Genomic DNA, 13,729 nt, shown 5'->3' with positions numbered 1-13,729 from the left:
ACGGTATAAGAGCAGCATCATATTCAATAATAAAAGGGACTGATTACTAGGCTTCAAGCTTGCCGCCAGTAGTTCAGTCCCTTTTATAATTATTTTTCACTCCATTTGGAAGCGATCACCTCTGCCCTACTTTCTATTACATCCATAACCTCCTCGCGGCGCTTTGACTTGAACAAATCAATCATGTCTTCCAAATCATTGCGGTCTAATAATTTAACCCCGTTGACAGCAGCAAGTGTTTTACAGGATTCTGTATAACGACCGGAGGTGATAACGATGGACTTGTCGGCTGCATAATAACGCATAGAGGTGTAAATTTCCTGCACCGCACCCAGCCCCACCGGATGTTGTACAGCATAACGCTTGGCTTGAATTACGACTCTGGCGCCTTCACGGTCTGTAAATACCAGATCCGCTCCAAAATCCCGGCTGCTGGTTGTTTTATAAATGTCCTTATAGCCAAGTGCGGATAACAACCGCTGCAAATAAAACTCAAATTCCGAGCCATCCTCCATACGATCTATATCCTGAATTCCGATTTTACGCGGGTCCAGATCACGTAAAATCCGATTCCGACGACCACGTATCATTCCCCTGATGATGAGCACAAGCAGTAATAGTAATACAATAAGTCCTATTCCTAATTCCTTATATGCCGATAATTGCTCCAGCAGCATTCCTCTTCCCCTTTTCTACAGCAGGCATGCAAGCGGTATATTCCTTAGTAGGGTTACCGTTACTACCTATCACACTGACACGGTTTTACACAAAAGCAACCCCGCCGAATTCGACGGGGCTGCCTTCATTTTATCTCAAAGTTGCCTACATTCTAAACTCCGCAATATTATTCACGATTCAGCAAAGATTCTCCGGCAATACCAGGCTGAGTCATTTGGTACGGGTCCAATATAATGTCCAATTCTTCCTCAGTCAGTACATTATATAACAGACACAGCTCACGTACCGATTTGCCAGTCGTAATTGCTTCGCGGGCAATGCGTGATACGACCTCATATCCGAGGTGCGGATTGAGCGCTGTAATAATACCTACACTGTTCTCCACATATTCACGGCACCGCTCCACATTTGCTTCAATTCCTTCCACACAATGAACACGGAAAACGTGGAAGCCCTGCTTCATAATTTCCAGCGATTGCAGCAAATTGTAGACAAGTACAGGCTCCATCACGTTCAGCTCCAGTTGGCCTGCCTCCGAAGCCAAGCAGATTGTATGATCATTACCAATGACCTGAAAGGCAATTTGATTAATGACTTCACACATCACTGGATTTACCTTGCCCGGCATAATGGATGATCCTGGTTGACGAGCAGGCAGACTCAGTTCTCCCAGACCAGCGCGTGGTCCAGAAGCCATCAAACGGATGTCATTGGCCACCTTGGACATATTCATCATACAAATTTTCAAAGCAGCGGACACTTCGGTATAGGCATCCGTATTTTGTGTGGCATCTACGAGGTTTTCGTCTGCTTCCACAGGAAAGCCACTAACCTCAGCCAGTACCTCAGCGACACGCTGAATATAACGACGGTCTGCATTCAGGCCGGTACCCACTGCAGTTGCACCCATATTAATGGTTAGCAGGTGATCTTTGGTTGCACGAACGCGTCCGATATCACGGCCCAGCACACGAGCATAAGCCTGAAACTCCTGCCCTAATCGGATCGGCACTGCATCCTGCAAGTGGGTTCTACCCATTTTGATCACACTATCAAACTCAGTGGCCTTGCGGGAAAAAGCTTCCTGAAGCTCACTCATGGTGACTAACAGCTTATCAATCATACTTAATACAGCCAAATGTACGGCCGTAGGAAAAGCATCGTTCGTCGATTGCGCCATATTAACGTGATTATTAGGACTGATCTCCTGATAGTCTCCTCGCTGCTTACCGATCAGCTCCAGCGCCCTGTTTGCAATCACTTCATTTGTATTCATATTAATGGACGTGCCTGCGCCGCCCTGAATCGGATCGACGATAAAATGATCATGCAACTGTCCTTGAATAATCTCGTCAGCAGCCTGAATAATAGCCTCTGCTTTGGGGCGATGTAAACGGGTTAGTTCCATGTTTACCGTCGCTGCTCCCTTTTTTACGATCGCCATGGCTTTAATCAACTCAGGATGCAATCGTTGGCCTGTAATTGGAAAATTTTCTTTTGCTCTTAGAGTTTGTACACCGTAATAAGCATCTGACGGCACTTCCTTGGTTCCTAAAAAATCATGCTCCAGCCTCATATTCTTTGATTCCTCCGCTGTGTTTGCTACGTTCTTCAATTCAGTACAGTCAAATGACATAAAAAGACCTTTTCTGATTTCCTCTTCATTATACGTTCCGATTCCCGTGCTTTACCAGTCGAATAAACGCGGAAAAAGGTTATGTAATCCTATGACAAGTTATGATTTCCCGCAAATACCACGGTTATTCGGCAAATGCTCAGCTATGACTGGAATACGGATTTAATGGCTTATAATAATATCGAGTGGCGTGCAGCTGACCATCGGCTGATTGAGCGTAGTTCGGAATAACACCAGCTTCCACAAACCCGATCGACTCATATAATCTATTAGAAGGATCTCCCACCCGCGTATCCAGCACCAGTAGGGTTCTATTATGACGCACTGCCTCTTCTTCGGCTGCCTTCATTAACTGTCGTGCGATCCCAAGCCTGCGTCCGGACGGATTCACCATAAGCTTTGCAATTTCTGCACGATGTGTAGCGTTCGCTTTTTGAGCCAACTGAAGCTGAACCGTCCCAACAGGTATTCCGTCCTTCTCGGCAATCCACAGAACTACACCGTCCTCAAGCACACTGTTCCAATAAGCTGCTGCCTCCTGATACCCCAGTGGCGGTAAGAAACCTATAGATGCACCATCAGCAACCACGTCGATCAACAGCCGGCTTAGTGAATCTGACAATACTTCGCTGAGCACTTGAACAGAGTATATTCTCACTTCGTTAGACATTGTAATTCCTCCTGATGAGTTCAATAACATGCAAGAAAGAAAGTAAACTATCTTTTTAGGATAGATTACTTTCCATGATACTCCGTTTGCTTAATCCCCCTTACTTCTATGACTGCTCTGCCATATAAAAGAACTCCCATAGATGACCATCCAAATCCTGAAAACTCCAGCCATACATAAAACCATGATCTTGAGGCTCATTGGAGGGTTTGCCGCCTGCTTTCAAAGCTCTGTGGACGATCTCATCCACCTTTTCTCGGCTCTCCACCGATAGGGCAACAATCGCTTCTGTGCTTTTCGTGGCATCTGAAATTTCCTTGGAAGTGAACGCTTTAAAACGTTCTTCAACCAACAGCATGACAAAAATATGTTCACTAACAACCATGCAGGTTGCATGTTCATCCGTGAACTGAGCATTGAATTCAAATCCGATGGAAGTGAAAAAATCAATGGAGTGTTGCAGGTTTTTAACTGGTAAATTCACAAAAATTTGTTTAGCTGTTACTCCCACGACATCTCACCTCTTCATTCTACTTTATCATACTACTTCCCCACAAAAGATAACTTAACTATCCTATAAAGTCAATCAACCTGACATTTATCTAGTTCTGTGATCGTTAAGTCAATTGGCTTTGATCACTCCCATTCCCCCCTATGATTACGCTTACAAACATACCCTATATTTAAGATACCACAAATTAGCCAATTTAGTACCTGAATTATGTAAAATGAATTCTTCTTGCCGTAGCATAATCAGATCATATTATTGTAAACTTGTTCTAATACAGAAAAAGGTGGCATTACACACTATGGAGCATTTGCTTAACGATCAGGTTAAAAATATTCAAATCAGCGGCATCCGCAAAATCGCCAATAAAGTTGCCGCATTACCCGGAACTCTGTCATTAACGATTGGGCAGCCAGATTTCCCCACCCCTGCGCATATTATGGAAGCTGCCCATCGGGCGATTGATGAAGGTCGGACCACGTATACACCTAATCCGGGACTACCGGAATTACGCGAAGCCGCAGCAGCGTTTGTAGATCGCAAATACGGCCTGAATTACCGAGGACAGGATGAGGTTATCGTGACGAACGGAGCCAGTGAAGCGCTGGATATTACCCTGCGCACGATTTTGTCACCCGGAGACGAAGTCATTCTACCTGTGCCGATCTACCCAGGATATGAGCCATTGATCCGTTTGTCAGGTGGCATTCCCGTGTTGGCTGACACCCGCAACAGCGGCTTCAAGCTAACGGCAGAGGTACTGAAACCGTATCTGACCGAGCGTACAAAGGCAGTCATTCTCGGGTATCCTTCGAATCCAACCGGACGAGTAATGAGCCGCGAAGAGCTGGAAGCCGTCGCAGATTTGCTCAAGGAACGCGACCTGTTTATCATTTCGGATGAAATATACAGCGAACTGATTTATGATACATCGCACGTATCTATTGCGACTCTTCCAGGTTTGCGGGAGCGCACCATCGTCATTAACGGACTGTCCAAATCACATTCCATGACAGGATGGCGCATTGGTTTTACACTTGCACCTGCTGAAATCACACAGCACATGGTCAAAGTGCATCAATACAACGTGACCTGTGCTAGCTCAATTAGCCAATATGCAGCACTAGAAGCCCTGACCGCTGGGGTGGATGATGCACTTCCGATGCGCGATGAGTACCGCAAACGTCGTGACTATGTACACGGAAGACTGACTGATATGGGAATTCCACTGGAGAAGCCCGAAGGAGCCTTCTATCTCTTCCCTTCCATCGCCCATTTTGGATTAAGCTCGATGGACTTCACCTTGAAGCTGCTGGAAGAGCAAGGAGTGGCTGTCGTGCCGGGAGATGCCTTTTCTTCCTATGGCGAAGGTTACATTCGCTTATCTTACGCCTACGGACAGGATGTACTGGAGCAAGGGTTGGATAAAATAGAGAGGTTTGTTAGAGGAATTGTGAGAGGTTAAGGTGGTTAGGGGCGCTACGCAGTCCATTTGATCTTCCGATCGCTGTTGCTGGGGGATTCTTTAATTGTATAAAACATTTAAAGGTAAGAATCCCTCAGCAAAGGCGAACGCTGCCGCTTCTCCAGATTCAATTGGCCCGCTTCGCTCGCTGCCCGCCTTAAAGCCCCACAATTTTCTAAGGTATGTGAAGTGGTAGGGTTAAAGACATTACTTACCGCTTCGCGCGGTGAGTACACAAAAAAGGCCCTTGAACCACCTACGTTGGTGGTTCAAGGGCCTCTTTTCACTCTTCCCCTACTCCCTCACCGTCGGCGTGGGATTAACAGGTACGTTGCTTTAAGCACGGCGCAGCGGAGGGGGCGGAATGGTGCTGGACAAGCGAAGCGGTCGCCTTTAAATTCCGATTTTCACCTTTACATATTCAATCATAAAAATCAGAATTTAACAGCGATGGTAAGCACCATCCGCCTCCGCAGCGGCCTCTAAAGCACCATTCCCTGATCCACAACGCCACTCCCCTACTTTAAATGCATTTTGAATTGCAGGAACAATTCATTATAGTGAGCGAGCATTCGCTTACCCAGATTGTTGTATACTTCCAGCTTATCTGTAATTTCAGATGGAGTATAGAAACGCTCATCGCCAGAAATATCCTCAGGCAGCAATTTCTTTGCATCCTTGTTTGGCGTGGAGTAACCTACAAACTCGGCATTTTGAGCGGCTACATCGGGCTGCATCATAAAATTGATAAATTTATGAGCCGCGTCCACATGGGTGGCCGTTTTTGGAATAACTATATTATCGAACCACAGGTTGGACCCTTCATCTGGCACGACGTAATCCAGCTTATCATTCTGATCCATGATTTCGGAAGCATCACCGGACCATACAACTCCAGCAGCAGCTTCCTCGTTGGCCAGCAGCATTTTAATCTCATCGCCAACCACTGCCTTGACATTGGGTGCTAGCTTCTCCAGCTTCGTCAAAGCTTGCTGCAAATGCGCCTGGTTCGTATCATTCAAGGAATAGTGGAGACTGTTCAACGACATGCCCATAATCTCCCTAGCTCCATCAACTAGCAACAGATTATTACGCAGCTTCGGGTCCCATAGGCCATCCCAGCTATGAAAATCAATGCCCTTCGTTAGCTCCGGGTTAAAGACAATCCCGACTGTACCCCAAAAATACGGAACCGAATATTGGTTATTCGGATCAAACGAAAGGTTTAGATAATGAGCATCTACATGCTTCAAATTCGGCAGTTTGCTGTGGTCCAATGGGAGCAACAGATGCTCCTGCTTCATTTTAGCCAACGCATATTCCGAGGGAACCGCTACATCAAATGAAGTTCCCCCCTGCTCGATTTTCGTCAGCATCGCTTCATTGGAATCAAATGTTTGATAAATGACGGTAATGCCCGTCTCCTTCTGAAACCGTTCCAGCAGCTCAGGATCAATGTAGTCTCCCCAGTTGTACACCGTCAGTGTGTTACCACCGGAGTAGCCTTGGCTGGAGTTCAGCCAGGCTGCCACGCCCATCAGGCCAAACGAGATAATGAAAATGGACAGAAACACGCGCACAAGCGACTTCATCTAGGCACCCCCATTTCCGCCGCAGGCTCTTTTTTACCATTACGATTCGCCTTGCGCATGATAAAGTAGTAGCCCACCACCAGCAGCACAGTAAACAGGAATATGAGCGTGGACAGCGCATTGATGGACAAGGAAACCCCTTGACGGGCACGTGAGTATATTTCCACTGATAAGGTCGAATAGCCACTGCCAGTCACAAAAAAGGTCACCGCAAAATCATCCAGCGAGTACGTTAACGCCATAAAAAAGCCTGCATAAATTCCTGGCTTGATAAAGGGCAAAATCACCTTGGTTAGCACATCCAGCCGGCTGGCACCCAAATCACGCGCGGCATCGACCAGAGATGGACTCATTTCCTGAAGGCGTGGCAAAATCATAATGACCGCAATCGGCACACTAAACGCAATATGGGATAACAAAACAGAGTAAAAACCCAGCTTAATCCCAACCATCGTGAACAAAATGAGGAAGGAAGCGCCAATAATAACGTCCGGGTTCACGATTAGTACATTGTTGAGCGACAGCAGCGTATTTTTGACTCGACGGTTCTGCATCTGATGAATAGCCAGCGCACCCATGATCCCAATTATCGTAGCCAATGCAGACGACAGCAAAGCAATCACCAAAGTGTTAATGACAATAATGATCAAACGGGTGTCTGCGAACACCTCTTTGTAATATTGAAGTGTAAAGCCTTCAAACTCGTGCATGGTCCCGCCGCTGTTGAAGGAATAGTACATCAAATACAAGATAGGTGCATACAACACGAGAAAAACAATCACCAAATAAATATTTCCGAATCGGTTTTTATTTGCCATGCCGCACCCTCCGTTTCGTTCGCGAGGTGAGCAGCATAATGATCGCCATCGCCAAAATCAGGAACACAGCAACTGTAGAGCCCATACCCCAGTCCTGAGTAACCAGAAAATGCTGCTCTATCGCCGTTCCCAGCGTAATCACACGGTTACCCGCAATCAGACGGGTAATCATAAACAGCGACAGCGCTGGAATAAACACAGCCATACAGCCGGATCGCACACCCGAAAGTGTTAACGGGAAAATAACCCTGCGAAACGCGGTCCATTTGGAGGCTCCCAAATCACGGGCTGCGTCCAGCAGTGAAGGATTCAAGCCTTCCAACGCGTTATAGATGGGCAAAATCATAAAAGGCACAAAAATATACACAGATACAAACACAAAGCTGGAGCTGGTAAACAATATTTGCTGACCACCCAACCCAACCATTCCTAGCACCGCATTCACCGGACCATAGGTTCCGAAAATCCCGATAAAAGCATACGTTTTGAGCAACAAGTTAATCCAGGTTGGCAAAATAATGAGCAACAGCCACAGCTGCTTATGCTTGGTGCGAGTAAGTAAATAGGCCGCCGGATACGCCACGAGCAGTGAACATACCGTAATCAGAAATGCATACCAAAACGAGCTAAGCGTCATGCTTAAGTAAACAGGTGTCAGAAACTGAGCGTAGTTGCTGAATGTGAGATGACCATCCACATCAAATAGTGAATAGTAAAATACAAGGACAACTGGCGCCGCCACGAACAGCACAATCCATAAATAGTAAGGCAGCAGATACGCTGCTCTTGTATTACCGGACATGCTGATCTACCTCTTCATAGGCTTCCAGACGCCGATCGAATTCTTCCTCTGTCTCCCCAAAGCGCATGACATGAATGGCTTCCGGGTCAAATTTCAGGCCGATTTCACTTCCCAGCTCCGCCTTTTTGGTAGAATGCACGAGCCATTCCTGTCCTGAATCATCATAGCAGCTTATTTCATAGTGAACCCCACGGAACAATTGAGTATCCACCTTTACCCGCAGCTTGCCTTCAGCAACACTCGTAATCTCCAAATCCTCGGGCCGGATCACAATTTCAATCGGTTCGTTCGGACGCAATCCTCCGTCAACACATTCAAACTGTCGACCGTTAAATTCCACTTGATAATCCGCGATCATACGTCCAGGAACAATATTCGATTCGCCAATAAAGTCAGCCACAAATCGATTAATCGGCTCATCATAGATATCATTTGGCGTGCCGCTCTGCTCAATCTTGCCTTTGTTCATGACAAATATTTCGTCTGACATGGCCAGCGCTTCCTCCTGATCATGCGTAACGAATATAAAAGTGATTCCCAGGCGCTGCTGCATTTCACGCAAAATATACTGCATTTCTGTCCGCAGCTTTAAATCCAGTGCCGACAAAGGTTCATCCAGTAAAAGAACATCAGGCTCATTGACGATAGCCCGTGCAATCGCTACACGCTGACGCTGCCCCCCGGACATCTCGGAAATTTCCCGTTCACCGTAGCCTTCCAGATTGACAAAGGACAACGCCTGTGTCACCTTTTCCTGAATGTCCTTTTTGTTCATCTTTTTGATTCGCAGACCAAAGGCTACATTTTCAAATACGTTCAGATGTGGAAATAGCGCATAATCCTGAAAAACCGTATTGACCTGCCGCTCATTGGCCGGAACACGATTAATGAGTTTATCATTCAAATAAATAGAGCCTTCTGTCGGCTCTGCAAAACCTGCAATCATACGCAAAATTGTCGTTTTACCACAACCGGAAGGGCCCAGCAGTGTATAAAACTTACCACGCTCAATCTCAAAGCTGACATCCGCCAGCACCGGGGGATCGTTGTCATATTGTTTGGTCACCCGCTCAAATCGGATGATGGTTTGCTCTCCCATAACACCCTCCTTCAAAAATTCGACTTCATTCCATTACATTCTCTTCATTAAACATAATTATTCAGGCTGTATCATTCACCCTTGAGACTTCCATATAAAATAGTCTGTCAGCACGCGGATGGCTACCTCAATGGCTTCCTCTGCAGGCTCCAGCTTGGCATGATGCAAGCCATAAGGCGTATCTACGCCAAGCCAGAACATCAGACCGGGAATTCGCTCCAAAAAATATCCGAAGTCCTCTCCCGTCATCGCTTCTCCGCATTCAACGAGCTGCACATCCTTCCGATTACTGACCCAGTTCATGAATTCCTCAGTCACCTTGGCTTCATTGTACACTTGCAAATAATTGGAGCCATAATGAATCTCCGCTTGACATTCAAACCCAGCTTCCACACCGCGCACCAGCGCCTCAATCCGCGATTTAACCAGCGTCATCGTATCGGCAGACAGCGTACGGATTGTACCTTCCAAACGAGCGGTTTCCGCAATAATGTTCTGCTTCGTACCTCCACTAACCTTGCCAACAGTAATGACTGCTGCATCCAGTGGGTTCACGTTACGGGCTACCACCGTCTGTAATTGCCCTACCAGCTGGCAAGCAGCTACTACCATATCATTCGCCTTGTGTGGATAAGCAGCATGTCCGCCCGTACCCTTGAGATCGATGAAAAGCTCTGATGTATTGGCAAACAGGATACCCGGGCGAGTAGCAATTGTGCCTACAGGATATTCTGGTGCAACATGCAATGCGACAATTTCATCCGGCATCCAGTCGGCCAGCTCCGTGCTGTCCCGCATAGGCAAGGCTCCACCAGGTCCTTCCTCCGCAGGTTGAAACAACACGACCAGATCATCCTTAATCGGATGACTCGCAAAGTGAGTCACAATTCCCAATCCAATCGTCATATGTAAGTCGTGTCCACAAGCATGCATGTAGCCAGGATGAGTCGAACGGAAATCGTAACCCGTCTCTTCCTCGATGGGTAAACCATCCATATCACAACGATATCCATAGCGGCGCTTAGGAGCCGTTCCATGAATGAATACTAACACGCCCGTACGCCATGTACGAATCTCCAGCCGCTCCTGAGGGAGCGTTTCCAAGTAGTTCAGCAAGTATCGTTGTGTTTTATATTCCTCAAACCCTGGTTCGGGAATTTGATGCAGATCCCTTCGTATTTGAACAAAAGAACGATAATCGGCTGTACTCATTTTGCTGCTACGCCTCCTCTTTATAGCTCATCAGCTCTTACCTGGCAAAAGAACAAAAGGACAAAAGCCCGGCGCAGCCGCCGAGCCTTGTCCGTTGTGCTTCGTCCCTATGTTATGCTGTCAGTGTATCATGCTCCTGACAAGGAATCGTTCACCTTTGGTACATAAAGAACTTTGCCTTCTTACAAAACGCGCAGTTCTTTCAAAATCTCAGTTTTGGATTTGGTCTTGTCATCGACTTGTTTGATTACACGTGCAGGTGTACCCGCTACTACAGAGTATGGAGGCACATCTTCAGTTACAACCGCTCCGGCTGCGACAACTGCACCTTTACCAATGCGTACGCCTTCCAGTACAACCGAGTTCGCACCGATCAATACTTCGTCTTCTACGATAACGGGCTGTGCGGAAGGTGGCTCAATGACACCTGCAAGGACAACGCCTGCACCGATGTGGCACATGTTGCCTACTTTAACACGACCGCCAAGTACAGCATTCATATCAATCATAGTGCCTTCACCAATCGTAACGCCAATGTTAATTACTGCACCCATCATAATGACTGCGTTGTTACCGATGCCTACCATGTCACGGATATAGGCGCCTGGCTCAATGCGTGCATTAATGCCTTTCAAATCCAGCATAGGAACAGCGGAGTTACGGCGGTCATTTTCCACCACATAATCTTCTTCTTTAGCATTTGCGCTATCCAGTACCGGCTTGATATCGGCCCAATCACCAAATACCACACCGCTGTCTCCAGAAATAAAAGCTTGAACGTTCTCGCCAAAAGATGCGGAAGCCAAAGCCCCTTTTACATATACTTTAACAGGCGTCTTTTTCTTGCTGTTTTTAATCACGTTGATGACTTCTTGTGTATTCATTTCGATGGACATATTAAATCTAACAACTCCTTCATCGCTTCATACGACTTCGCAAGCCGGAATGATCTTATTCTCTCATCCTTTATAGCACAAAAGTGCAGGTCTCGCAATTACAGATTAGACCCTCGAAGCGCTAAGCTAGTACCTGAAACAACAAATTTCAGCAGTTTAACTGCCTTAAATTCATAATTATAGGCCAGCGTCCATCTGACTTTATATTAGGATTATTTATTAGCTTGCAGGCTCTCCAGCGATGTATAAATGAAGGATTCAAATCCTTCAGCAGGCTCCCCTTGTGGAATATTCACTTTCACGCTGAAAGCCCCTGTAGTATTTTCCACAACAATATACTGTTGTGTAATCTTCGAGCCGTTCGCTTGCAAGAACAGACGGCTGCTGGTCAGCACTTTAGGCACGTCTGCTTTGTCCAGCTTTTGCACCTTGCCAATGGAAGCCAAGTCCTTCTCGCCTTCTTTTTGAAGCTCATCTAAATTAAAGTTGGAGGGCAACTTCGTAATTTCGGCGTAGTAGTTATCATCTACCGCCAAAGCGACACGGTTTTGATCTGGGAACAGGGACATCGGGTCAAACACATACAGCGAATAGCCCTCTCCCTTTGCCAAGGTTGCTGTCTGCTTTTCCTTTTTCCCTTCAAGGGTAAGGTCAAAAGTTTGAGTTTTCGCACGTTCCCCGCCTACTTGTTGACCAGAACTTCCGTTTTGATTGCCATCTGTTGCAGCCTCTGTCTTTTGAATTTTCGTTAAAGTCAGTTGCTTCGCTGTCGCGTCGCCCTCTACTGCTTGTTCGTTATATTCAAACGCTACTGGATCACCTTCTTTAAGTCCAGCTATTACCGTATCCATCCCCTCCCCTAATTGGAAGGATTGGGCTTCGCCATTCATCTCAATCTCTACTGTATGCGGATCAGCAGCTCCGTTGTATACGCCTGTGCCTTTTTTAACCTGCGGTTCAGCAACCGGCTCTGGTGCGACTTGCGGCTGTTGCGTTTGCGGTTGGTCTGCCCCTGAAGGTGCATTGTTATTGGTTTGCGGTTTCGTACCACAGGCTGATAGAGCCAGCACTGCCACGACAGTCAGTAGTATGATTGAAAATGTGTTATGTTTTTTCATAAAATCCACCTCCACTATGTTAGACGAGCTTGTGCAGCAAAAGTTCTATGCAGCATCTCACTTAAAATCCTCCCTCTCGCTCCCGCTGATTATATTCTCAGTATTTTGCAAAATCCTAATACCATGGGAATGCCAGGTACGGTATAATGAGCTATATTAAACCTCATTTTCGAGATACCGTTAGAAAGAATTTTAACGTATTTATTTTCTTTCATACGGATGGAGCTGCCACATGAATCAAGCACACAAACCGTCGTTTTCCTTTGAATTATTGTACATCATAGGTATTATCGCTATTTCGTTCTCCTCGATCTTCGTCAGATGGTCTGAAGCCGAGGTGTCCGTCATCGCTATGTACCGTCTGTACCTGACCAATCTGCTTATGCTGCCATTGGTCTGGAAATACCGCACCGAGCTATTCAGCCTCACTCGCAAGCAGTGGATGCTGATCCTCTGGTCCGGTATCGCGCTAGGGCTGCATTTCTTGCTGTGGATGGGCTCGCTGCGACTGACCACCGTTGCAAGCTCTACTGTTATTATGACATTGGAACCGATCCTTGTCATGCTCGGTTCTTTTTTGTTTTTCCGGACAGGCACGAATCGCGCTATGCTCTTCGGAATGGGTATGGCCTTTGTCGGCTCACTGGCCATCGGCGCAGGGGATTTTCATGTCTCAGGACAAGCTCTGCTCGGAGATGCACTGTCCTTCTTGGGCATGATCGCCGTGTCCATCCACATGCTAATGGGCAAGCATCTACGCGAGCATTTGAGCGCTTTTGTCTATAACTTTTGGGTTTTTATCATCGCAGCCACATCGCTTGCGCTGTATAATGTGGTCAATGCTATACCTTTTACTGGATATGCGCCACGGGAATGGGGGCTGTTCCTGCTGCTTGCCATAGTGCCTACGCTGTTCGGACATTACCTGTTTAACTGGCTGCTCAAATACATAAACGCCACCGCGGTGTCGATGGCGGTACTCGGTGAGCCTGTTATTTCTTCCCTGCTGGCATGGGTGCTGCTCGGGGAAAGGCTGTCTACCTTACAATTTGGGGCAGGCTTTTTCATTCTGTTTGGAGTATGGGTTTTCATCCGATACGGAACGGATTTTAAAAAGCAAGTTGTCCACCAAAGTGAAATGCCTGACAATGAGCACCCCCTGAAGGTTAGCTCTTAGCTTATTACCCCATTTTCATAAACCATACTCAATGGATTAAATTTACTGTTAAAAAAAG

13 protein-coding genes are annotated in these 13,729 nt (G+C 46.6%); 2 read left to right on the top strand and 11 right to left on the bottom strand.

The window, feature by feature from the left end; translation table 11 throughout:
- Window positions 1-89: 89 nt before the first annotated feature.
- The 4 genes from ACXHJ1_RS14980 to ACXHJ1_RS14965 all read right to left on the bottom strand — a co-directional run bounded on the left by ACXHJ1_RS14980 (window position 90) and on the right by ACXHJ1_RS14965 (window position 3,495).
- A complete protein-coding gene (locus ACXHJ1_RS14980) occupies window positions 90-677 on the bottom strand; it encodes a restriction endonuclease (RefSeq protein ID WP_019688113.1) in 588 nt (195 codons plus the stop codon).
- A gap of 167 nt (window positions 678-844) precedes the next feature.
- On the bottom strand, window positions 845-2,254 hold the full coding sequence (gene aspA, locus ACXHJ1_RS14975) for an aspartate ammonia-lyase (protein ID WP_016821686.1): 1,410 nt from the start codon (window positions 2,252-2,254) through the stop codon (window positions 845-847).
- A 199-nt stretch (window positions 2,255-2,453) separates the two neighbouring features.
- Entirely contained in the window at window positions 2,454-2,984 is a 531-nt protein-coding gene (locus ACXHJ1_RS14970; RefSeq protein WP_457904864.1) for an N-acetyltransferase family protein, read from the bottom strand.
- 106 nt (window positions 2,985-3,090) lie between these two features.
- Window positions 3,091-3,495, bottom strand: a complete 405-nt coding sequence (locus ACXHJ1_RS14965; protein ID WP_457904863.1) for a VOC family protein — start codon at window positions 3,493-3,495, stop codon at window positions 3,091-3,093.
- A gap of 298 nt (window positions 3,496-3,793) precedes the next feature.
- Between ACXHJ1_RS14965 and ACXHJ1_RS14960 the strand changes: the two genes are divergently transcribed.
- The gene (locus tag ACXHJ1_RS14960; protein WP_107733242.1) at window positions 3,794-4,957 is read left to right on the top strand and encodes an aminotransferase A; all 1,164 of its coding nucleotides are present in this window, start codon (window positions 3,794-3,796) and stop codon (window positions 4,955-4,957) included.
- A 518-nt stretch (window positions 4,958-5,475) separates the two neighbouring features.
- Here the strand turns inward: ACXHJ1_RS14960 and ACXHJ1_RS14955 are convergent.
- The 7 genes from ACXHJ1_RS14955 to ACXHJ1_RS14925 all read right to left on the bottom strand — a co-directional run bounded on the left by ACXHJ1_RS14955 (window position 5,476) and on the right by ACXHJ1_RS14925 (window position 12,494).
- Window positions 5,476-6,549: an ABC transporter substrate-binding protein gene (locus ACXHJ1_RS14955; protein WP_457904862.1), complete on the bottom strand. Its 1,074-nt coding sequence runs from the start codon at window positions 6,547-6,549 to the stop codon at window positions 5,476-5,478.
- Window positions 6,546-7,367 (bottom strand): ABC transporter permease, encoded by an 822-nt coding sequence (locus ACXHJ1_RS14950; RefSeq protein ID WP_016821691.1) that lies wholly within the window; start codon window positions 7,365-7,367, stop codon window positions 6,546-6,548. The genes ACXHJ1_RS14955 and ACXHJ1_RS14950 overlap by 4 nt, the downstream gene beginning before the upstream one ends.
- The gene (locus ACXHJ1_RS14945; RefSeq protein ID WP_016821692.1) at window positions 7,357-8,169 is read right to left on the bottom strand and encodes an ABC transporter permease; all 813 of its coding nucleotides are present in this window, start codon (window positions 8,167-8,169) and stop codon (window positions 7,357-7,359) included. Before ACXHJ1_RS14945 ends, ACXHJ1_RS14950 begins: the two co-directional genes overlap by 11 nt.
- Entirely contained in the window at window positions 8,159-9,268 is a 1,110-nt protein-coding gene (locus tag ACXHJ1_RS14940; RefSeq protein WP_016821693.1) for an ABC transporter ATP-binding protein, read from the bottom strand. Before ACXHJ1_RS14940 ends, ACXHJ1_RS14945 begins: the two co-directional genes overlap by 11 nt.
- 75 nt (window positions 9,269-9,343) lie before the next feature.
- Window positions 9,344-10,480, bottom strand: coding sequence for an N-acetyldiaminopimelate deacetylase (locus ACXHJ1_RS14935; protein ID WP_457904861.1), 1,137 nt, complete (start codon window positions 10,478-10,480; stop codon window positions 9,344-9,346).
- A gap of 182 nt (window positions 10,481-10,662) precedes the next feature.
- Window positions 10,663-11,376, bottom strand: a complete 714-nt coding sequence (gene dapD, locus ACXHJ1_RS14930; RefSeq protein ID WP_013372273.1) for a 2,3,4,5-tetrahydropyridine-2,6-dicarboxylate N-acetyltransferase — start codon at window positions 11,374-11,376, stop codon at window positions 10,663-10,665.
- A gap of 212 nt (window positions 11,377-11,588) precedes the next feature.
- Window positions 11,589-12,494: a hypothetical protein gene (locus tag ACXHJ1_RS14925; protein ID WP_457904860.1), complete on the bottom strand. Its 906-nt coding sequence runs from the start codon at window positions 12,492-12,494 to the stop codon at window positions 11,589-11,591.
- Window positions 12,495-12,726: 232 nt separating this feature from the next.
- On the opposite strand from ACXHJ1_RS14925, the gene ACXHJ1_RS14920 reads away from it, so the two are divergent.
- Window positions 12,727-13,671, top strand: a complete 945-nt coding sequence (locus tag ACXHJ1_RS14920) for a DMT family transporter (protein ID WP_016821696.1) — start codon at window positions 12,727-12,729, stop codon at window positions 13,669-13,671.
- Window positions 13,672-13,729 lie beyond the last annotated feature (58 nt).

It is taken from the genome of Paenibacillus sp. ALE2 (assembly GCF_054113385.1).
This window is presented reverse-complemented; position numbering and strand designations above follow the sequence as displayed.